Here is a 23,493-nt window from a genome sequence, read left to right on the forward strand (position 1 = left end):
GCTTTAGAAAATCACTGTTTAATAAATCTTTTTTATCCATTGTGTGTCCTCTGATTTGTCAAAGTTATCTCCGATTTCTTTAACGAGCCTGATATGGCTCAAAAAAATCAGGATAACTTTTCCTCATTTACACACTTTTCAGGAGGCTACCTTATTATTGTACTATCAGCTTGTGCACTTCAGTATCTTCTCCTGTTTTAACGGATACAAAATAAACCCCCTGGCTCACATTTTCAGGACAATCCAGCGTTGTGTTTGATGTTGTGTTTTTTATTGCGATAAGCCTACCATTTATATCTGTCAGTCTTATTACTGCAGGTGATGTCAGATCCTTCCCGAATTTTATATTAATCACCTTATCTGATTTAACCGGATTCGGGAACACCACTATCTTTTTATCAGATTTAAGACCATTGATCCCTGTTGTTGAAGCAACTGTAATATAATCCGTTCTTGTCTTTGTTATACTTCCATTAGTTCCTGTCACCGTCAGCGAAACAGTATAGGTTCCGGCTGTATCATAAGTATGCTCCGGGTCTTCTTCGGTACTTGTGGTTCCATCCCCAAAATCCCATAAATAATCTCTGACAACATTAGTTGATTGGTCCGTAAATTTTACGCTTGAACCAACATCAACAGTTCTGGTACCCGAATAGAAATTAACTGTTGAAACAGGGATTGTTGTGTTCGTTAGATTTGAATTCCAACGATACCATTTGGTTTTCCAGCTTGCACGCTCCTTTATGCCTTTACCCATTCTAAGTTTATAGTCAAAATGTGCCTTTCTGGTTTTTTCACCCTCATAAATATAATCTGTATTACATATCACTGCAATGACCACATTATTAGCAGGTTGTTTATCCAATGCCAGCTTGCATTCTCCGGCAAGCACAGGCTCTCCGTAAACGACAGATCCATCAGTAGCCCTGTAACACAACTGGCAACTCATATTCTTACCAATGGGAAGAAACTCAACGCTAACCGTATCTGAATTCACTATCAAAGGAATTTGGTTAGCACCTGACCATCCCGGTGTTGTCCTGTACTCCGGTGTAAGTAAACCAGTACCGTCATCGGATGTTATAACATAAGGAGTTGCATTCCAGATGCGTGGGTTCAACCATGAAGGTTGCCATTCTGCACCAATACCTACTCCAAAATTAGCATCCAGTAACTTTGTTGCTGCAGTTGTCCATTTACCAAAGTCCACCAGCGCCAGTTTAGCACGGTACTCCATGATCAGTCTTCTCATCTGATAATCGCCCAGCGTATCAGCTATACCTTCCAGCACCCTGTTCTCGCAATAACGCCATATCCAGGCAACACTGTGATCACCGAATATCTCACTAAACATTGTTGGAAATAAATTACCATACTGATTTCCGCCCAGAAGGTTTTTCCAGGTACAGATCTGCTGAGATCCCTCAAACATATTTACGCCTTCTGCTGAAGGGCCGCCAAAGCTACCATCCTGCAACCAACCACTATAACATTCAATCGGCATAAACGGCGCAATTAATGCACCAACATTTAAAAAGCCCATAGAAGAGTAGTCTCCTGATTTTCTGGATTCCATTTCCTGCTGTAACCAGGTATTTCCTCCTTCCTGAAACCATGCCGAGTTTTTAGCGCCGGGTAAGTCAGCTAATACAGCATGAATACCTTCATGGATCATAGCTCCTGTTTGATAACTATCGGCATATTGAGGATCGAAACTCCTTACAGGTAAATACGAAGCCAATACCATTGGCCAGTTCTCGCCCTGGTAATTAATGCTTCCCATCCATCCACCTAATGTTGTGGTATCAGTATCGGGACCGTCTACACACATACCTGAACCATATAAATATATGGCACTTCGGTATCCATTCTTTGCCCGTTTATCAGGTGGCCATCCCATGGTATCGCGGAAATAGGCGAAATCTTTATTGAATCTTTCAAGCATATTATCTATGGCTACGTCCGTTACATCGTGACGTCTGTTTGGCCCCCATACAAAAGTCCACCATTCGGATGACTTTCGACCGGCCACATTGGCGCAATCGTCGAGGTCTTTTGTTGGCATTTCCAAACCAGGAAATTCATCTCTGAAATCATAATAAATAGGCGGATCATATGCAGGCCATGTATACGCTGATCCATCATTGGTCTCCCCAACAGTCACGTATACCACTGATTCTGAAATTGCACCACATTCATTTATAAACATTGCAGTGTAAGAACCGGATTGATTCAACTGCATATTTTCTAAACTAACCTGGCTTCCAGTTGCTGCAAATCCATTCGCACTGCTCCAGAAGTACTGTCCACCATCCTGCGCATCTGCAGTAATAACAAGATCATCACCTACCAGTATCTTAACATAATCAGATTCACTGATATCTGTACCGTTAACATTCAGAGAAACACCAAATGCTGTAGGCTCACAATCTCCACCAGTCTGCCCGAAAACCTTCCACTCCAGGATTCCTGTTGCTGCAGGACTTTTCATAGTAATCCTGATGCGCTGAGCCCAGACGCTACCTAAATTTAACTGATTATACTGGTTTAGTTCAGTACCAATATTTCCGGCGTTTATCCATGCGGCACCATTCCAGTATTCAATATAAGCATCATCCGGTTGTGCAATTCCCACATCGGCACCCGGATTATCATCCCACCAATATACTGCTGTTGATGTAATATTCACAGCCTTGGTCCATTCATACTGTACCCAGTTATAAATACCATAATCCCCTTCTCCGTTCCAGTTACCATAAGCCGTTCCTGTTTTTGCAGAACTGGTTGGCTCTTTACCGTCATTCACTGCTCCCAATGTCTCCCAGGGGGAAACATATGAGGTTGTTACGCTAGCATCAGGGGCAAGATTTACAGAATCCTGTTGTGCAAGCACAAAACCCAGTGACATAAAAGTCAGCAGGAAGGTTAAAACTACTTGTTTAGAATTTCTCATAATATGTATTACTTAAAAAAATTATATAACTGTTCAATCTATTTTTAGTCTCAATATACCTAGTTTTTCTATTCCTTTACTAATTTCCCTTTATAATATTACCGGGCTTTGCCCCTGATTAGTGGCTTCTGCCAATCTGTTGGACGTCAGCGAACACCTGTTTTTCACCTCATTAGTATTCGGTAAGACCATGTATAAATAATATTGTGAACTAACTTAATCCTTTACAGGAACACCATAACTAATGTTTCGGGAATCAGCACAAATGTGTTTTATGTGAAAATGCGCCCCGGTTCTGAAGCTAATACCGGGCTCTTATACCGACCAGGCATTTTAACCAGAGAAATAATCTCACACCTTGATCACTTTAAATAATCTGGTTTTACCATCCAATCTGACTTCGATAAGATACATTTGAGATTTATTCAGGTAAAACTCAGTCACATCTGAATCTGCTTCAAATTCCGTTACCAACTGTCCGGTGACATTAAACACCCTGACGTTTGCATTAGTTGCATTTCTCAAATGAAATGCTCCATTCGTCAATACAGTCGGGGTTATGATCATTTCTGGCTGCGTACTACTCTTTACGATCCGGATATCAGTAGCAACAAGGAAATTTGCAGCCCGGGCAGCAATCGTGTTTTCATCCATTATACCCTGATAGATATTAAATTCGTCAATTGAACCGATCCATGTTGCATCAGCAGAATATCCGCCTTTACATAAGTAAGCAAATGAATTATCAAGGGCCTGAATTCTGTTGCTTCCGGTAAAGGGCTTTTTCCCAACTAAAGTACCATTAACATACCATGTAATTTCGTCGCCAGAAAGTGTACTGACCAGATGGTAAAGCCCACCGTCGTCATGCTTCGTACCATATACCCTGTCCTCAGCTGCCCAGGGAGACGTTGTGTTTTCGCATGAAATAGCAGCACTGCTGGCATTGTTGTTTGCCAGCGTAATGTAGAAATAGTTTACTCCGAATGTCCCTGAGGTACCTCCGAAATAACTTATCATTGTGTTTGCCGTATTCGTTGTACCTGCTTTAACAAATGCTTCAACTGTAACAGCCGAATAGTTATTAATACCAATTAAATCTCCGGGAAGGTCAACGTATTCTCCCTGTGCCGATGTTGTATAAATACCATCTGAAATTGTACCCCCAACAAGTGTTCCGTCTGCAATTCCGACTGTATCTTTTGCGGTACCGTCTTCAAAGGGATAAGAATGCAACAAAACAAGTGTAGTATCAATTTCTACAGGCATAGGATCATTTATAATGGTATTGTAATTAAACCATTTCTTATAAATGTTTGCTTTGTATAATACATTTTTCACCGGTTTTATACGATAGTCATAATGATGAGTACGGGTTTTCTCTCCTTTATAAATATAATCCGTATTTGATACCACCGCAAAGACTACTCCGTTGGCTGGTTGCTGATCCAATGCGATCATACATTCCCCGCCAAAAACTGGTTGTCCGTAAATCATTTGTCCGTCTGAAGTTCTGTAACACAACTGACAGGTCATATTCACATCCAATGGCTGGAAGTACATGACTACTGTATCTCCTGATACATGAAACGGGATTTGATTACCTCCTGACCATCCCGGCGTTGTTCTTGCTTCCGGAACATACCATCCGGCAGTATCCTTTGTCACTTTTACGTAGGGTGTTGAAGTCCATGGTTCAGGATGTAACCATGCCGGCTCATATTCAGCAATAATATTGATACCGGAGTATCCATTGATCAGATCTCTGATTGAGTTCGTCCATGGTCCAAAGTCTACCAATGCCTGTTTCGCTCTGTATTCATAAATCACACGACGAATCTGTTCTTCTCCTATTGAATCAGCAATACCTTCTAATACACGTGAAGGACAATTTTGCCATATCCATGGAATACTCTTATCACCCAAAGCCTGAGCTAAATAAACCGGGAATCCGTTTCCATATTGCGTACCACCTAAAAGTGTTCTCCAGGTACTGGCATAATCTCCCTGATATACACCTTCTGCAGCTGGACCTCCAAATGATCCATCCTGCAACCAGCCACTGTAACATTCTATTGGCATAAACGGAGCTACAAACGTACCTGCATTTAAGAATCCCATTGCACCATAACCACCTGATCTTCTGGAAGCAGCTTCCTGCTGTAACCAGGTATTTCCTCCTTCGTGAAACCATGCCGCATCCTTACAACCAGGCATGTCCGCCAGGATTGCATGAATCCCTTCATGTATCATAGCCCCCATTGAACCATCATCCGGAATATTTGGATCAAATCTGCTGACAGGAAAATAAGATGCCAAAACGTTAGGCCAGGCTTCACCGTTATACGTGCTTACACCCATCCAACCACCTAAGGCGGTGCTGTCTGCATCATCTGTACACAAACCAGATCCAAATAAATAGATCGCTGAACGGTAACCGTTTCTTGCACGTTTATCCCTTGGCCACCCCATTTCATCAGAAAAATAAGCAAACTCCCGATCAAAGTATTTTAACATGGAATCGATGGCTTCGTCTGTAACCAATGAATTCGCATTGGGACCTTTTTTAAATGTCCACCAATTATAATTGTAATCTGTCCCCCCACATTGATCGGGCAAATTCTGAGTTGGCATAGGTAAATTTGGGTTTTCCGGCGTAAAGGCTATCGTTGGATTGTATTCAGGCCAAAAATATCTTGCTCCATTTTCCTGTGCGGAAACAGTCAAATGAAAAAGTTGAGTAAACACATTACCACACGAGTTAAAATATGTAGCATAATATGTTCCGCTCTGATTGGTCTCGACATCAACAAGTTTTAAGTTTTTCACATCGGCAGAAAATCCGTTTGGACCTTCCCAGTGCCAATCGTTGGTTTGTGCTGAATCAAGACTGTTAGGGATTAACTCAACGGTATTTCCGACAATGGCATAAGCACAGTTTAAATCTAAGGTATCGCCATCATTTACTTTTACAGCGCTTGTCAGTTCAACACTGCCACATGTATCAGTTTTGGTTAACGTCACATTATCAACTCCAGTCCATCCATTGTTTTTTGCATCAAACTCTATGCCGATATACGAGCCTATAGCTTCCGGTGTTGCAGTTGCAAATACCTGCAAACTTTCGGGACTGGTACCTAAACCATTAAATGTAGTACTGGCAAGCACATTTCTGACACCGTCTCCATTATCATAGTATAATGAAGCCACAAAATTATTAGCACCGCTATAAATATCAAACCCATCGAAGGTTAACGTAAACTCATCCCCTGTTCCGATGATATAATCTGTAAGGTTGTAAGCCGATCCATCAACCCCTTTCCAGAAAGCACTACCGGCGGCTTCTACACCGGAATCAGTAATTGGGCCATCTGTACTCCAGCCGGGAACACTCCCCGCATTGTCAAAATTGGTTTTAACGCCTGGCAAAGTAAAATCACCGTTTGTTACCGTGATAGGCACCTGCGCCTGTAAACTTACAGCACAAAAAAAAGCTACTGCTCCTAAAATTAATGTTCTTCCCTTTTTCATAAAATTCCTTTATCCATTACTTCTCCACTCCATTTTACCTGCCCTGTCATCCTTTAAAATACCAGTTATTTAAGATTCCTCAATGAAGGATGTGCTACAATAATTCGTTGTGAGAATTCTTTTATATTACCATTTAATCTAATTCAGTATCTGTATTTTTTATTTATCATCGGCAACACTCTTTCAGATCTATTTTTTTTGAATAATCAGAGTTAAACCTTTTGTACAAATTATCTTTTTCATTTCCCTAATTACATTAACTGATGTTTCGGAAAGCGGTACAGATGTGCATTAAAGTTGAAAGCGTCTCCATTTTCCATCCTGCACCTTTTATTTGCTTCCATCTTCCTTTTAATTATCTCTGTTATATCAGTTTTCCCCTTTTTATCAAACGGCTTCGCATCCTTTCGTTATGACTATTTTTGTCCCATTATTGGATAACGTTGATCCTATTCTTCAATAATAATGACACCCCACGGCTCAATGCTCAGGTTTTGTTGATTCCTCACCGTTTTATCCGTTAACAACTCCGTCCCTTTTTGATATGTATATTTAATTTCCCTGGGTTCAGATGAATAATTATAGTAATACCGGATGGTGTTACCATCATCATTTTTACCCGATTTGGTGATTAAAGGCCAGTGCAGATCCTGATCGGCTGTTTTGAGGCCCATATTCTCCAGTTCTTTCAGTATTATTTTTTCCTGTATGGCATCTGAAACCATACAACCTTCGTAAATTAATTTACCTTTTCCGTAGTCATTCGACGTAATGGCCGGATACTGATCAAAATACCTGTAGTCATAATATGCCAATGCCTCTGCTGTTTCCGGTATAATGTATTCCGCCCAGGTATGTACTTTATTCTGGTTCTCACCAACCTTAAACGGATCACCTTTTAAGGTCATTTCTCCAATACTTGAAAATTCCTGGTAATAAAAACCGCATAACTTGCGTAAAGGGCCCGGCGCAACTGTTGGGCGCACCATTGAGTTTTCATCGCTGAATCCGCTTTTAAACTGCATAATAACATGTCCTCCTTTTGCCACAAAGGATTTTATTTTTTCAAGCAATTCATCGTCTGCTACATATAATGAAGGTATGATTAACAATTCATAATCGTTGAAATCTTCATCGTACGGAAAAACAAAATCAACACCTACATTATTTTCATACAGAATTTTATGGAACTGATCCATCTGGTGATACTTGTAATAATTCCAGGAATTTCCCTGGTGATTAAACGGCATAAAATTTAAGGCTGAGTTCGAGTCATGGCTGAACAATATGGCTACCTTATTCTCCTTTTTCAGGTTAACCAGCTTTTTACCAATAGCCTGAAGTTCGTGTGCAGTTTTCGACATCTCAGCATATGCCCGGTTGGGTTTCATGTCGTGCGACAAAATTCCTTTCCAGTAGATCTCCTGCCCGTAATGAATGGAATGCCAGTGCCAGTATTCCACCATGTTGGCACCTGAGCCCAAATGCGCATATACATTTTGCCGTAGCTGACCGGGATACGGCGGCTGCTGGTTTTTGGAATCCCAACCTGTGGTCTGCGCATTGGTTTCGGTAATCAGGTAGTTTTTATGTTTCACCGAACGGAAATAATCACCGGCAAAAGCGATTTCCCGTCCTGTCAGGTGGTCCTGCTGTTGGTGATACACATTTACGCCCATCACATCCATTAATTTAGCGCTTTCGTGCTGATCCACATTTTCTACCGATGTCATAAAGCATTGCATGATAAACTGGTCATCGCGTTTGTATTCTCGGACAATGGCTGACTGCCAGGTCAGAAATTCTGCCAGGGATTTACGGTTGTACCTTTCCCATTCCAGTTTATATCCTGTATTGGTAATGCCGTCGCGTGGAGCAAGCTCTTCCCAGCTATCAATGGTCATTCCCCAATAGTTTAATCCCCAGATTTTATTCAGGTTTTTGGGTGTTTTAAATTTATCCTTCAGGTAGTTCACAAAGCCGACCTGATAATTTTCGTTGTTTACGCCGCGCGTTTCGGTTTCATTATCAACCTGAAAACCGATGATGCCCGGATGCTGTGCATAATGCTCCATCATTTTTCGAATGATCCGCTCGCTGTAGTACAGGTAAGTTGGATCAGTGATGTTCATGTTTTGACGGATGCCATAATAAGCCTTGCCACCGTTTTTGTACTCCAGTAAAACTTCCGGATGCTTGTGCCAGAGCCATGCAGGAATAGAATAGGTTGGTGTTCCCAGAATTACTTTTATGCCTGCCTCATGCATTTTATCAATGATCCGGTCCATCCATGCAAACTCGAACTCACCTTCGCGGGGTTCAAACAGACTCCAGGTGGATTCTCCAACCCGGACAACCGATATCCCGGCTTCCTTCATCATGCGTACATCCTCATCCAGACGCTCAAATGGCATGTATTCATGATAGTAGGCCACACCATATAAGATATTATCAAATTTTTCCGGCTGAGCTTTCAATATTATGAAAACAAACAGACCTGCAATTGTCAGAATTATTTTATTGCCCATAACTAAAGCCTTGCTTATTATTTACCCACAATTAAAACCTTTTGCCTTGTGTTACCTGCTGTAACGATATAAATACCGGATGGCAATCTTACTTTAAATATTGCAGACCCGGCTTCATCGTTAAAAAACTGTCTGCCAGATATATCATGAATCCGAATATCTGTATCAGATAAAATATTAGTGACAACCAGCTGATCTCCTGTGCTGTAAATCAATGCAGTTTGTTCTTCTGATCTTTTATCCGTATCAATTCCTGTTGCGTTTGTTACCATAACATTAAATTTGAACACAACACGGCGAGCCATAGTCCCGGTGGAATATGTGAGTGCCTGGCTAACGGTATATGTATCCCCTTCATCACTTAATCCGGGAAATAACCCTATTTTAAAAGACAGATTATTTATGTCGAATTCAGAGAAAACAACGGAATTGCTATTCCAGTTCGTCACATATCCGTCCGGATCAAACCAGTGCCCCGGATTTGTTGCAGTGGAATTTGTATTCAGCGTTCCGGCCGGACTTAATGCTGCATATTTTAGGGTTGAACCAAAACTACTCCTTAACTCGGCAGTACTTAATCCTAATGCATCGTTTAAAAGCTGATCGTTAATAACCACAGTATTAAAAGGATAAACCGTGTTGTCAGGACCATATTCCGGCTTCACCCGCACATCGAAAACAAGTGTATCTGTTGCCGGTGTGGCTTCGGCATGCGCACTGCTCCTGGCAATCCACACTGCCATTTCTCCGGGACCACGGTTCGACCAGGCATAGTAAGGAATGGCTTTCAGTTTCTTATCCTGAAGTACGATGGTATTTGTTTCACGATCAGCGGTAGCAATCTTACCATCAATCAGAAGACTCACCACTCCATTCATCCATTCCGGTTCACTTACAGCAGTAATTTGATTATTGTCTTCAATAACACTGTTCAGTACATGTCCGCCATTATCCGGCCATTCCAGCGTATATACAATCGGTCCGCGTTCCAGTGACACTTTACCTGCATCTTCTTCTACCAGTTCGTTAGCTACGGTCCGGTGTACATCCATCGGAAAATTAATCTGAATCACATCATCCGATGTCCAGGTTCTTGTGAGCACAATGTAGCCATCTGCATTCAACTCATATTCCACCGGTTCATCATTTACAGATAAGGTAATGTTGTTTACAGTGACATCCAGATAGCTGTACAATTCACCGGGAACAGGGTTATTTTTTGCCCAGCCCGGAACACGGAGAAGAAGACTGAATGGTTTTGATGTTTCAGGATTAACAGTAAGACTGACATTCCCTTCCCACGGATAATTGGTAACCTGCGTAATCCGTACCGTATCTTCATTGAGACTGATCGTGGATTCTCCCTGAACATAAAGATTGACATAAATGCTGTCACCTTTCTGTGCGTAAATATACCCCGGCATGGAAGGCACAAAACGGCATAAATTACTTGGGCAACATGCACAGCCAAACCATTCTTTACGGGTATTGGCTCCCTGGTTGAACAGGTATTCCCCGTCTGATTCCAATGGATTCGGATAGAAGAAAAGATTGCCTGAAAGGCTTATTCCGGAAATAATGCCATTATACAATGTGCGTTCTATCACATCGTAATATTTTGACTGTCCGTGCATTAAAAACATACGGTGATTCCAGTATACATTTCCGATAGCCGCACAGGTCTCACAATAGGCCTCCTTGTTCGGCAAAACATAATTATGATCAAAGGCCTCACCGTCATGTTTGGCACCAATTCCACCGGTGATGTAGTATTTCTTATCAACCACATTTTCCCAAATCGTATCAATGGCATGCAGATACGAGGGGTTATTCGTTAAGGCAGCCACGTCAGCCATTCCGGAATACATGTACACCGCACGAACAGCATGTCCAACTGCTTCAGTCTGTTTAACGACAGGCAAATGACTCTGGCTGTATTCTTTTCGCATCACACCCTTGGTTCCGCGCAAATCAAGAAAGTATTTAGCCAGATCAAGGTAATCTTTGTTTCCTGTGACCCGGTATAATTTAACCAGTCCCATTTCAACAATCTGATGACCAGGCTCATATGTTAAACCGCCCACTAAAAAGTCTTTCACAAGAAGATCAGCACTCTTAATGGCTATATCCAGTAATGACCGTTTGCCTGTTGCATTATAATGCGCCACTGCTGCTTCATAAAGATGACCACAATTGTACAGCTCGTGGCTGAGATCCGGATCTTTCTCCCAGCGTTGTGCTCCTACCCAATCGTGTAAATTACCGGGTTCGCCTGCTGTACGGGCTGTATACAAATAACCATCTTCTTCCTGTGCCTTTTCTATATAATAAATGAGTGTGTCCATCTGCTTTTCCAGTTCCTTATTGGGCAGACTTTGAATGGAGTACGACATTCCCTCCAGTATCTTATAAATATCCGTATCGTCGAAGGTGTATTCTGTAGAGAAATAACCTGGCATTAAACCACCGGCTTTCTTAAAATTATCCACACGTCCGGTGATGTAGCACTGATTAAGTGCAATAGGAATGGTTGTTTCCTGGTTTTGAAGAATACGGGGCGACCAGAAAGCGTCGTTAAGTTTTACCTCTGTAAATGAAACCGGTTCAATCGGGTAATCATGATATTCATGCGTACCACCGGTATCTGAACTTAATGAATCGCTTGCATCATAAATCTGCCAGTTATCGAAATAAACAGTAGTTGCCGTTTCGTTATGGCCGTTATTTACCCAGGCACCACCAGCTACGGGATTTGCCACACTGAACGTATGCTCAAAAAATTGCCATTCTCCTTCGGTATCCGGTATCAAAAAGTAAATATAATCGCGGGCCTGCTCCACTGTTGCATCATCAGTGCTTGTGAACACACCACCGTTACCATAAATTCCTGTTTCGAAGGTACCATTGGTTTTAATCCATCCGCTCACTTTATACTCAGTAGCATCAAAATACATATTCGGAGACTCAATACCCGATGTGCCATTCAGTTTTAAGCATGTAGCACCGCATTTAATATCCTCCCCATCAGAAAGGGTAACAAGTGTAGGAGGATTGCTCCAGGTTGAATACCGATCCATGGTAAGAAAACGCGGATCGTAAATAAGGTTCAGAACTTTCTCCTGGAAACAGTCGTTGTCCCTGGAGGTATTAACAACAATATCTTTATGTGTTGAACCGGTTAGAAATGTCAGCGTATCAAAGGCACTTGTTCCTTCCACGGAATTAAATGTCATAGTCAGATTGTAGCCGCCAACTGACTGTGCCTCAAGCTGTGAAATATGTGCTGCTGATAGCTCAACCCCGCTTAATCCATTTTTAAATGCCACATCAATTCCTTCTTCCGGAATATTGATACCCTTAACATTGAGTGTTGCTGTGGATTTTCCCCTGACATCCGATAAAACAATTTTAGATGCATTTACCAACACAGAAGGATCTGCAAACTCTGAATAAACCTCCCATTCAGTTACACCCAATGCCGCATAAGAAGTTCCGTCGGTTGAAGCATTCAGAAATAACCGTAGTGTTTTTGTCTTTACCGGTTCAAACTCAACAGCATTGACAGATGCAATATTCAGTGGGTATGCCTGTCCATCAGATAACGTAACATCCTGCCATTCAGACGAGCTGCTGTTCATGTACTGAATTTTCCAGGAAGAAGGCATGGCTACGCCATCGCCTGCCGTTGAGCCAGCATTATCACACCAGAAATAAACAGATACTTTATTAACGGATACCGAATCGGACCATTCATAACTTAGCCACTGAGATGCCGGACGGTTATTGCTCCAGGATCCCCATGTTTCAGAGTTACCTAAAGAAGGTAATCCACCACCCGCTAAACCAAAGCCAGCAGTTTGGTTATTCACAGCATTCAGATTATTCCATGCTGCCGTATATGATGCTGTTACGGATGATGCATTGGGTGCAACATTCACAAGAGTTTGCGCATTTGCAGTCAGTCCTGTCAAGGCAAACAGAATCATTAAAGTCTTTAACATTTTCATGGCAAGTTTCATTATATTATCCTTTATTCTTTCTTTAATCCACTAAATATGATTCAACCATATACCGTATGTGTAAGCATTGGAATGTCTGTCGGGATCCGGTAGATCTGTCCGGGTCCACTGTCCTATATTGACAAATGGGGTGAGAACGAGTTTAACCTCTTTTCCCCTGAAGAGTCCTTTTGTTTCATAAACCGGCCCAAGCATTTTATCATCTTGTTTTTGAACCGGAACTGGTAACACGGATGTATTAATTCTAATGTCTTTATTCAGATCTGCTGAAGCGTCCAGCTGAGTATTCCAAAACATATCAAGAGCATAAACAACCGGTCCTCTCATAAAAGCTGAAGGAATAATTTCTGTAGGAACCTCTTTATACATGTGTTCCCCTCCCGGTAAATAATACATGGTATAATCACTGTGATGTGCTCTTGTAATCCACTTCTCTTCCATCGGAAAACGAATTTCAACCTTGTCCCCTTTCTTCCATTTCTGTGAAAGCTGAAGATAAGTTCCAGGTGTGACTTCAGGAATTATATTGCCGTTTAATTTTACTTCAGGTGCTTTACACCAGGAAGGAATTCTTAACATCAGGTTTTTGTCAACAGGATCTTCAGATACAATTGCCAGCTCAATTTTATCCGTTTCAGGATATGTGGTATTGATCCTGAATTTGAATGCATCCCCTTCATAATCCGATGCCAGATATTGGTTAATATAAAAATCTTTTCCGTTCTCCGCATAAACAAACGTTGGAATCAATGATATTATCCTGTGTCCACTTGCAGTACAGCAGTCTGGACCATGAAAGTATCCATTTGGTTTTGTACCGTTTGGTGGTGTATGATACCGGCAAATGCCTTCTTCAGCTGCCTGGGCTGCAAATACATGATTAATCATTAACTTTTCAATGGCATCCGCGTACTTCACATCACCAGTCAGTTCCAGCAGCATTTGTGTGAGTTGCATCCAGGACATGGTGGCACAGGTTTCCACTATATTTCCGGAAAGTGGTTTTACATAATCGTGTTCATAGTGTTCTGCCACGCTTACGCCACCGGTAATATACATTTGTCGTTCATTGATATCATTCCAGGCACCGGTCACTTTCCTTAATAGCGATTCATCCCCGGTTATGCGGTATAACCTTAAGAAACCCATGAAATTCATATGAAAGGTATGGGAATGCACATAGGGCTGAAGTTCATCCACACCAAGCTTTCCGTCGGCAACTGAATCGAGGCGGGAGAATGAATCCCAGCCACTCCATTTATCAATATTGCTTACCACCCATTGACTCCAGTCCAGATATTTTTGTTTACCGGTGAGCTCATACAACCGTGTTACGGGATCAGCCAGCAAAGTGCCTTCCCATGAATAATGCACACTGTGACCGGCAAACTGTGACGTTCCGGCCAACTTGTGCCGGATGTTTTCCGGTGGACGTAAATCTGATGGCCAGAACTCCTGCTTACCGGGACCAAAGTATTCTAAAAAGTATCCGGCAAGTTTTTCGGCAGCATTCAGAGCCTTTCCGTTCCCTGTCTCCTCATAAACTGTCATAAAAGCATGAAATACAAAATACAATTCATAAGGATCCATCCCCCTCACCGGGCGTTCAGCAGAACGAAAATCTCTGGCTGTTGCACCAACATAACCACTTTCTTCCTGTGAAGCAATAATCCGGTCCAATACATCTTTTGCTTTAGCAAGTAAAGCCTGATCATCAGACTGGATTGCAGACAGATAGGCCGACTCAACCCACTTTCCATGCTGTTCCGCCTGTGTCCAGTTCCAATCCGTATGTTCCCGTTTAACAATAAAATCGACATATTTATCTATTGGAAAAGTTTCCAGATAGTTTTTCCGGTTAACGTCCATGCGGTGTCCGAAAAACCCGGTAATGTTTTTAACGGCAGAAATCTTTACCGGCCTTTCCCTTGCTTCTACTTTTACTGTTTTTTCTTTACCTGTTGACGTGCAGGATGTGATGAACAAAACTGACGTCACCAGAAGCAGGAAACCTGATCTTACATTAATTTTTGACATGTAATAATTAAACCCTGAAGTGATTTTAACGATAAAAGCTTTCTGCATATGCATGATGTTTAAACCTTGATATTGTGAATAGTTAAAAAATCCAACATCAAAGGAAAGGAATAAAAAAACAAACTCTTATGGGTTATAAATCAATTCAAAGGGGGTAACAGGGCAAGTCTGAAATGAATAAAAACCCCAATCATTTGAAGAAAAATACCATGATATTTTCGTGCGTTTGCATGGCACTGATCCCGAACCGTGAAACAAATCAGCGTCAGGATTTGGTTCTTTTCTGGTATTCACCGGGTGAAATTCCATAAATGCTTTTAAAGGATTCTGTGAAGTTTTTATAATCACTGTACCCCAAAGCAGCCATAACTTCGGTAATAGTTGCTGTTTTGTTTTCGAGCATACCTCGTGCATGCGCCATCTTAATCTCCTTGATAAATTCAAAGGCCGTTTTACCGGTAATGACTTTTATCTTTCGGGAAAGAGTGGACCGGGACATGTTCATTTCATTGGCGAGGCTGTCAATATTGAAAGAACTATCATCCAGATTGCTTTCAACAATCCGTGTAACCTTATCGATCATGGTCTTGTCAATCTTTACGAATTCCGGAGTTGATGCGCTTTCATTACTATCAACATACTGATGCATTTTAACCAGTTCTGCACTATCCGCCCATTTTTCTTTATGACGTCGTTCTGTCCGTCGGGCAACTATGTATACACCATAAATTAAAGCGCTTAATCCGAGCAAAAAGTAAATAACATACGCCATCCAGCTCTCAAACCATGCTGGCTGCTGTACAATACTCAGTGATGTTACCTGATTACTCCACAACCCGTTTTTGTCTGTTGACTTAACCTGAAAAGTATAATCTCCTTTTTTAAGATTACGATAAAATGCTGTATTTATACCTATATCGGGATAAACCCATTCATCCTCAAGCCCTTCCATACGATAAGCATAACGGATCTGATCCAAATGATGAAAATCCAGCGAGGAAAAGTCAATTTCAAGATTCTTTTCATCCGGAGAAATATTCAGTAACTCGTCATTCCTTTTACCATTCGTATAATCCATCAGAATGCTCTTTCCTCCGATTCGAATGTCCGTAATATGCGTAGTTACCTTTTCGGGTATCCCTTCCAACTGTTGAGAAGGCGATATGGAGATGACACCTGAAATCCCACCAAAGAATATCTCATCCGGTTTATTGTAAAACACAGCATTCGAGAGAAACCGGGTCACCAGATAGTCGCTGTTTCGTGTAGAATAGATGCGATATGCACTGTTATATGGATTATATTCTTTTATATTCTGATTGGTTACAATCCATAAATGATTGTACTCGTCTACAACCACATTGTTAATGATATCTCCTTTCATACCACAGGCCAGACTGTAGTCCTCCAGATTGTTATCTTTTAAACTGTACTTCAGCACCTCTCCCTTTCCGGTACCAAGCCAAATGTTTCCATCACTGGTAGCATCAATACAAACGAAATCCTTTTTAAAAGGATGCCAGGTAAGTTTCAGTTTGGAGTCAATGGAACAGATGCCTTTGTTTTGCACGGCAAGCCAAATCGTTCCATCATTTGTTTCAGTAATATCTGCTACATGACCCAGATCTTCTGCATAAGGTTCCAGTTGTTTACCGGAAATGTGATAAACATATAAACCCGTGCTGGTTCCGATCCAAAGTTTACCGGCATTATCCTCCCATACAGAAGCCACTAATCCAGGATTATCTGAAACGTCGTTGAGTTTTATCTGCACTTGCAGCTTCATATTCAATCGGTCATGGCTCAATCCATATACCTCAGATCCATAAGTCACAGCCCAAATCATGTTTTCAGTTTTAGAACCAATCATGTCCTGAACATACCAGAATGGCAGATTTCTGACACTTTCACATTCTGAATAATGCATCAGGCCTTCCGTTTTGGCATCATACATGTATAATCCATATCGCTCCTGCGACAGCCAGAAAAGACTATCCTTGTCATAATACAAGGCAACAATAGCGGGATTTGCCCTGATCCTGTCCCTTAAACCCTTTAGTGGATACTTTTTTACCTTATGTTCATGAATATCAATAATGAAACTTTTCACATCAAATGCAGAAACCCATAATTTACCTTCCCTGTCCTTATAGATTTCATACAGCATTTTATTATCTGAATCCAGAAATGGTGAGGTATCAACCTGTTCCAGCATACCTTTTTCATTAATCCGGAATGCAAACAGTTTCTTCTGGGTTGTCACCCATAAATAGCCAAATTCATCATCTCTTACCATATGAAAAAGATCCGCAACCGGCTGATTCATGGCATCCAAAGGCAAGGGTTGCGGAACATAACGCTGGGATTCGTTTTCTGCATCAGGTGTGAACCGAACAATGCCACGGCCCCAGGTTCCAAGCCAGTAACAGTTGTGCTCCTTATCCCGGATAATACGTTCAATATCCATATAATTCCGGTTATGAAAATAAGGTTCAAACTGATCCTTTTGCCTGTCCAACCGGTACATTCCACCACCGGTTATTGAAATGAGGAGTTCGCCATCCGTGTTTTCATATACAAAATACACGCTGCGGGGCGCATTATCATAACTAATATCGTATGTATTAATTAATTCACCATCGGACTTAAACCGGAGTAATTTTCCTGAAACACTGATCCAGATTGTGCCATCATGAGTAACATTAATCGAAAAAACATTTTGAGATGAAAGTTCACCCAGATCAACAGGTGTTATTTTGTAGTTTTCTTTGCTAAGAATATAGGCTCCCTTTAATGTACCAAACCAGATGTTTTTGTTCTGATCCTCGTTAATATAAGTGATGTAATTATCTGCCAGCAGATCGGGATGTTGAAAATCGGAACGAATAGTAATGACTTCATATCCGTCATACCGGCAAAGTCCGTTAAATGTACCAAACCACATGTACCCATCACTGTCCTGGAAAATACGGTGAATGGCATTCACCGGCAGTTTATCGAGTGCCGGAATTTCCCTAACCGTAATTTGCTGTGCAGATAGTAAAGCTGAATCGAGTCCAACTACCAGAATGGTAATCATCAAAAAGAATCTATTTAGCTTTAATACTCGCATCTAAACTATAAGCTTAAGATACAAAGATAATAATCGGGTAAGGATTTAAAACTTTTAAATATTGAAAAACACCCAGCGTCGATACCTCTGATTCTAAGGTGTATCTATATAAACCCCGTTTTCTTACTGAATACGCAATACGGTATGAAATCCAAAATGTGAAAAAGTAGCAATGTAAACCGTATTATTAAGTAATACCATCTAATTGTAATAAATAAAACACTAAAATACTTTGGTTCAAAAAAAGCAAACTATACTGTCTATTCTGCAACTGTTGAGACTGCATCGGGTAATTCGTAATGAGGCACGATAATATGACCTTTCAAATCACTTTCAGCCAAAACAAAAGATAAGACATTATTTTTTAATAACATTTCACGGTCGATTAGACCTTCGGCTACGGCTTCCCCATCCTGGGAAACATCAAACTCATGCCATGTGTCCCAGTTTTCTTTTGCTTTGGCCATGTAAACCCTGTAATCCGGACCTAAAACATATAAATTATCCAAAGCATCTGCTGCAATGTCACCACGATCGATCCTTGATTCTGCAATAACATCATTTTGCCAAACACCATTTTTATCCTGATAAATGTGTCTCATATATGACTTAGTTCTTCTGTCGTACCAGGAATTTCCTCGGGCATTATCTTTCAAATATGATTGTAATATGTGAATGCCTCCTTTACTATCTATCGCTTGTGCTTCCTGATTAATCAAGCCACGATTTTGACCAACTGTCAGTACTTTAAATCCTTCTGAATAAAAATTCAGCAATTTCCGTTTATCAGAACTTCCGGTTGTTCCAATTAGCATGCTATCACTATTATACCAGGTACGTCCATCATCGTCGCTGAACGCATAACAAATATCATGATTACTGTTGGGATCAGGTGAATCACGCCAAACCAGAGAAACATGTAACCGTGTTCCTCCGGGTGTGTAATGTAATCCATTAATGTACCCGCAGTTATTCACATATCCCTCAGGCATCCCATCTGACCTGCCATGAAGATATTCTCCTATGTAAGTCCATGAGTGATTGACTCCGGAATATTCCCATAAATGTGAATTCCCGTCTCCACTCCAACCGGTCCGACACTCAAACAGCATATCTCCGTTTGGTTTTGAAATGAAACGCGGATAAGTAATTGCGCCCGGGAATTTGGCTTCATTCAAAATAACACCACTTTCAAGATAGTTTTTTACCGCACTGAATGATTCTGCGGACCAACTAACTGATTCAGGTTTATTCGCCAATCCTTCTTCTGAAACTCGGTAATGTAGTTCATCATTATGATGATCGAAGGACAGATGTATAGTACCATCATTTTTACAAATTCCAAAAGAAATAGAATAATGTCCGTCACTGATATCGTGATCAGATATATAATCGGTGAATGCAATTGTTTTCCAGTTTCCTTCGGGTAGTTTTTTACGCGATAAACACACCTGTTTTTCCTTATTCCAGAAAACAATATACTGGTAACCTCTGTAAGTCATTACAGCATTTTGCTGAAAGGATACAAAATTTGCTCCGCTTTCTGTAACAAATGCCTGGTCAGTCACAGTATCGCACGATACTGTGAGTTCATTATCTAAATGAACCCGACTTTCATCTATTTCATTTGGAGTCAGATCAATACCCGCACTAAAAACATTAAAAAAGTAAATAGCCAAACCCAATAAAGCTAATCTCATTTGCGTTTATTTTTTATACTTTAAAAATAATGAACCAAATTATCCGATTAAGACTGAAGTTACAAACTATCGTTTAACATCAACAAATCCTAACAAAAGGGATATTGAATAAAAAGGCCAGTTTCTCAATTTTATCAGCGATATGCCCAATCCCAATTGCACAATGATGCGCCGGTCCCTGCTTACTCCAACTGTTCATAAATTCTTTCGCACCAATCGAAAAACGATATCGACTATTAGTATTCCCAATTTCAAGTACAGGTCCCTTTACTGATTCTCCTTCGGCCACTAAAAAAAAGATGCCTTCCTTGCCTTCCACTACAGAAAGAAGAGTCACAGGGCCATGTTTTACTGTCATTTGAATGGAAAGTCCTTTACCCGGTTTCCCATGATACATTGGTAATGGGACTAGTTTCACACGCCCTTCAGCTATAGCAAAATGAGCCGGACCGTCATGACCAAGCATTATAATATCTTCATCAAAATCCATTAAATAGAACTCTGAGAAAGATCCTCCGGCACCAAATTCCGCCATAATTTTCATGGCCTGGGCATTTTTAACTTCACATTCTCCGGCCACAGGAATATTTTTCCCTGTCAAAAGCGTATTTCCAGCAATAACGGATGTAACAATATCCTCATAATCATTTCCGGTAGTCCCCTCATAATAATAAGCCATTGCGCCTAAATTATGATTTTGAATTAACTTGTCAAGCGCCACAGAAGTGCGGGCAGCTCTGTCAAGTTCCTCAATATCACATTCAGCTACAACGTCGAAAACAGCCTTAAACTCTCCGATTTTATCTTCCGTTTCTTTTGGTGTTACATTGTCACGGTACTCCTTAAGCTTACACATCTCCAGCAATTCAATCTGAGTTCCAAAAGTGGATGACTGTTTTGTAAGGTCTGTATAAACATCCAACATCCCATTATAGTAATGACCCAAAATACCTAAACGGTTCTTTCGCATAACTGAGGCAACATGTGCGGCTTCAGTCCAGGCTTCGATTTCGAGCCATGCTAAATCCTCATTTAAATGCCCGGTTATGATATCATATTTAATATCTGATCTGTTAAATACACTAGCTATTTCAGGAACTGAACAGGCCTGACAATGTTCCAGCCAGATTCCTGTCATCTTTCCACGATCGTTTAATGCATTGAATTTTTCATAATTAAGTGCAGAAACAGGTTGAAGGTTTAAAATTATTATTGGCACTTTTGTTTTTTGAGCAACCGGTAATACCGTCGCTGAAAGTGCATATGTTGATATGTATAAAAAGACAATTTCCACATCCTGCTTTTTAAACAGATCTGCCGCAAGAATTGCTTTATCAGTACTGTCAACCATTCCGGCATCTACTACCTCTACACCATATGCAGTAAGTCTTGTTCTAATCTGATTTTGATAGCCTTTCAAATTATCTAATAACCCATCAAATTGATTCCAATATGTATCTAATCCAATGCCAAATAAACCTACTTTAGTCATAATGTCGTTTTCAATATGTAATTAAAATCTCACGTTAAGGGTCAGATACTGACCTAAAGAAGATTAAACGTATTGTTTTCAAATATACTAATTACCAAATATTCTACACAATACCGATGTATTTATAAAGAGAAAACTATAATATCCTTTACTTTTCATATTTCTTCATCATCAGGAGCCATGGATCATCCTCCTTTAGCTTATTAACCAAACGGGCAAAATTTCCTGAAAAATAAACCTCAACACCATCCTTTACAGAAGATGACACAGGCCAAATAAGCATTTGATGATTGGTAATGTTATGTGGAATTACCATAATGGGCTCACCAGTTCCGAAGTCGACGGTATAAATTGGCAACTTTGAAAAATTATTATTGTAGAACGATTGTGGCTGCTTTGCATTAATGCTGTTCAAATCCATCGAAGTATAAGGAAGATGGACGCCCATAGCAGCCAAATTAAGCCTGAAGAAATCGGTTACATTTTTAGACGATCCTCTGAGCATTGGCATTAGTGAATCGTGAATAACTTTAGCAATCTCACTCAATGATGATGAACGATCGAACTCGCCCGTGGGAATAGCAGTTGATGCGTTTCCAAAGAAGTTACCGGGGATCCCTTCAAACCGGTTTCGCAAATTAACAACTACAGCCTCGGTGTATTTCTCCTCAGGAGGAAGATTATTCAGAATCATATACATTTTTCCAATAAAGGCAGACAAGGCAATATTGCTACTGCATTTAAATCCGCTTTCGAGCGATATTTTGTCTTTTAGCCTCTCAATAGCTTCGGGTGAAAAATAAAATGGCCGTGTTTTTATATCGAAAATTCCAATTTTAGACATCGACAACATTTTAATTGCCGTGCCCAACGTCACTTTTTTCCATCCCATATCCATAACAGTCTGTTTAATCTCATCTTTCGATATGGTTTGTTCAACCTCAAACAATGACTGGTCGATATATGGTTTCGTAATTTTCTCTCCACGGTTTAATTTCCCCCATTCATCTATCAGTCCATAGAAACTTCCTCCATCAACAAAACTATGGGAACATTGCACACTTAACACAGTTCCGTCTTTTAAAAAAGTAATCGTAAAGTTTATGGGAGCTATTTTCCCTTTTTTCATGTCATCGAAATTCAAAGGTGTAGTGAAACGGTTACCCCATTCTTCAGTTTTTTGAATATCGTTAACCGACGTTTCCCAATCTTCCCTAACGATGAAAGGAACTCCTTTGTTGACATGTGCAACCCCGGTTTTATCGTGAGTAATTCTACCTGCAAGATGTGGATAAAATGATAGCAATTTACCCAATGAAGACTTTAATTGTTCAATGTCGAGGAGTGAATTATAAATCCAGGTACCTCGAAGGTACATGTTCATTGTGCCAATATCCAAATCTGAAAATTTATAAATTTCTGAAGCTTTTGGACTTTCATCAGCCTTTATTAAATCGATGCTTAAAAAGCTTTTATTTAAATCTGTAGAATTATTGTACATTTTTTTCCTCTGTTTTATTCAACACCCAATAAATAATTGAATATCACATTAAGTTACACAAGCAAGCCCTTGGCTTGTTCGCATGTTTTATAAACAAAATCATATTGTTCTTCAATAATAGGAGCAACTTTGACTTCTTTTTCAATTCTTGATTTTTTATAAACGTAGTAAGGCAGAACACAACCTATACCCCCAAAACTTGCGGCCATAATTCCTATGAATATTTTGCCACTTAAAAAGCTAAAAACAGCTCCAGCAATGAACCCAAGTCCTAAAATACCAATAATTAGTGCAAAAATAAGAGCTGGCATTTCTTTCGATTTTTCCAACTGATCTATTTTTTTTAGTGCATTTTCGCATTTTCTTTGAAGAGCAAACAGCATACTTCTATTTTTGATTTTTCTGTCTCTTTTAAATTTAAGAGATATCATCATTGCATTGTCCACATTAACATTTAGCGTCGTGTTATTGGAATTATTCATGTCTATCCAACCAAAATTCTCATAGCAATCTGTGTAAAGAGGTTCCATATCTTTTCTTACCTGAACTGTCAGATATTCATATGCTACATAATCTGATTTCTTGTCTTTTTGTATTTCCATTTTCATTCTATTTTCTTT

At 40.3% G+C, this 23,493-nt stretch carries 10 protein-coding genes; all 10 read right to left on the reverse strand.

The window, feature by feature from the left end; all coding sequences use genetic code 11:
• Window positions 1-154: 154 nt before the first annotated feature.
• The 10 genes from ACE01N_RS19315 to ACE01N_RS19360 all read right to left on the reverse strand — a co-directional run bounded on the left by ACE01N_RS19315 (window position 155) and on the right by ACE01N_RS19360 (window position 23,481).
• On the reverse strand, window positions 155-2,953 hold the full coding sequence (locus ACE01N_RS19315; RefSeq protein WP_380592502.1) for a T9SS type A sorting domain-containing protein: 2,799 nt from the start codon (window positions 2,951-2,953) through the stop codon (window positions 155-157).
• A 351-nt stretch (window positions 2,954-3,304) separates the two neighbouring features.
• Window positions 3,305-6,484: a LamG-like jellyroll fold domain-containing protein gene (locus ACE01N_RS19320; protein ID WP_380592503.1), complete on the reverse strand. Its 3,180-nt coding sequence runs from the start codon at window positions 6,482-6,484 to the stop codon at window positions 3,305-3,307.
• A gap of 449 nt (window positions 6,485-6,933) precedes the next feature.
• On the reverse strand, window positions 6,934-9,012 hold the full coding sequence (locus ACE01N_RS19325) for a beta-galactosidase (protein WP_380592505.1): 2,079 nt from the start codon (window positions 9,010-9,012) through the stop codon (window positions 6,934-6,936).
• A 17-nt stretch (window positions 9,013-9,029) separates the two neighbouring features.
• Complete coding sequence (locus ACE01N_RS19330; RefSeq protein ID WP_380592507.1) at window positions 9,030-13,013, reverse strand: beta-L-arabinofuranosidase domain-containing protein; 3,984 nt, start codon at window positions 13,011-13,013, stop codon at window positions 9,030-9,032.
• Between the two features lie 48 nt (window positions 13,014-13,061).
• Complete coding sequence (locus ACE01N_RS19335; protein ID WP_380592509.1) at window positions 13,062-15,116, reverse strand: beta-L-arabinofuranosidase domain-containing protein; 2,055 nt, start codon at window positions 15,114-15,116, stop codon at window positions 13,062-13,064.
• Between the two features lie 217 nt (window positions 15,117-15,333).
• On the reverse strand, window positions 15,334-18,147 hold the full coding sequence (locus ACE01N_RS19340) for a two-component regulator propeller domain-containing protein (RefSeq protein WP_380592529.1): 2,814 nt from the start codon (window positions 18,145-18,147) through the stop codon (window positions 15,334-15,336).
• A 293-nt stretch (window positions 18,148-18,440) separates the two neighbouring features.
• Entirely contained in the window at window positions 18,441-19,880 is a 1,440-nt protein-coding gene (locus ACE01N_RS19345) for a BNR repeat-containing protein (RefSeq protein WP_380592511.1), read from the reverse strand.
• A 79-nt stretch (window positions 19,881-19,959) separates the two neighbouring features.
• Window positions 19,960-21,372: a hypothetical protein gene (locus ACE01N_RS19350; RefSeq protein WP_380592513.1), complete on the reverse strand. Its 1,413-nt coding sequence runs from the start codon at window positions 21,370-21,372 to the stop codon at window positions 19,960-19,962.
• Between the two features lie 148 nt (window positions 21,373-21,520).
• Window positions 21,521-22,873: an acyltransferase gene (locus ACE01N_RS19355; RefSeq protein WP_380592515.1), complete on the reverse strand. Its 1,353-nt coding sequence runs from the start codon at window positions 22,871-22,873 to the stop codon at window positions 21,521-21,523.
• 53 nt (window positions 22,874-22,926) lie between these two features.
• Complete coding sequence (locus ACE01N_RS19360; RefSeq protein ID WP_380592517.1) at window positions 22,927-23,481, reverse strand: hypothetical protein; 555 nt, start codon at window positions 23,479-23,481, stop codon at window positions 22,927-22,929.
• Window positions 23,482-23,493: the final 12 nt, after the last annotated feature.

The sequence above is a fragment of the Quyinboa ferrireducens genome, from assembly GCF_042436675.1.
Lineage (GTDB): Bacteria > Bacteroidota > Bacteroidia > Bacteroidales > UBA5342 > JBHJHP01.

Coding starts and splice junctions, on each gene's coding strand:
- ACE01N_RS19315 (WP_380592502.1), bottom strand. CDS start 2,953: ATGAGAAATTCTAAACAAGTAGTTTTAACCTTCCTGCTGACTTTTATG.
- ACE01N_RS19320 (WP_380592503.1), bottom strand. CDS start 6,484: ATGAAAAAGGGAAGAACATTAATTTTAGGAGCAGTAGCTTTTTTTTGT.
- ACE01N_RS19325 (WP_380592505.1), bottom strand. CDS start 9,012: ATGGGCAATAAAATAATTCTGACAATTGCAGGTCTGTTTGTTTTCATA.
- ACE01N_RS19330 (WP_380592507.1), bottom strand. CDS start 13,013: ATGTTAAAGACTTTAATGATTCTGTTTGCCTTGACAGGACTGACTGCA.
- ACE01N_RS19335 (WP_380592509.1), bottom strand. CDS start 15,116: ATGCAGAAAGCTTTTATCGTTAAAATCACTTCAGGGTTTAATTATTAC.
- ACE01N_RS19340 (WP_380592529.1), bottom strand. CDS start 18,147: ATGATTACCATTCTGGTAGTTGGACTCGATTCAGCTTTACTATCTGCA.
- ACE01N_RS19345 (WP_380592511.1), bottom strand. CDS start 19,880: ATGAGATTAGCTTTATTGGGTTTGGCTATTTACTTTTTTAATGTTTTT.
- ACE01N_RS19350 (WP_380592513.1), bottom strand. CDS start 21,372: ATGACTAAAGTAGGTTTATTTGGCATTGGATTAGATACATATTGGAAT.
- ACE01N_RS19355 (WP_380592515.1), bottom strand. CDS start 22,873: ATGTACAATAATTCTACAGATTTAAATAAAAGCTTTTTAAGCATCGAT.
- ACE01N_RS19360 (WP_380592517.1), bottom strand. CDS start 23,481: ATGAAAATGGAAATACAAAAAGACAAGAAATCAGATTATGTAGCATAT.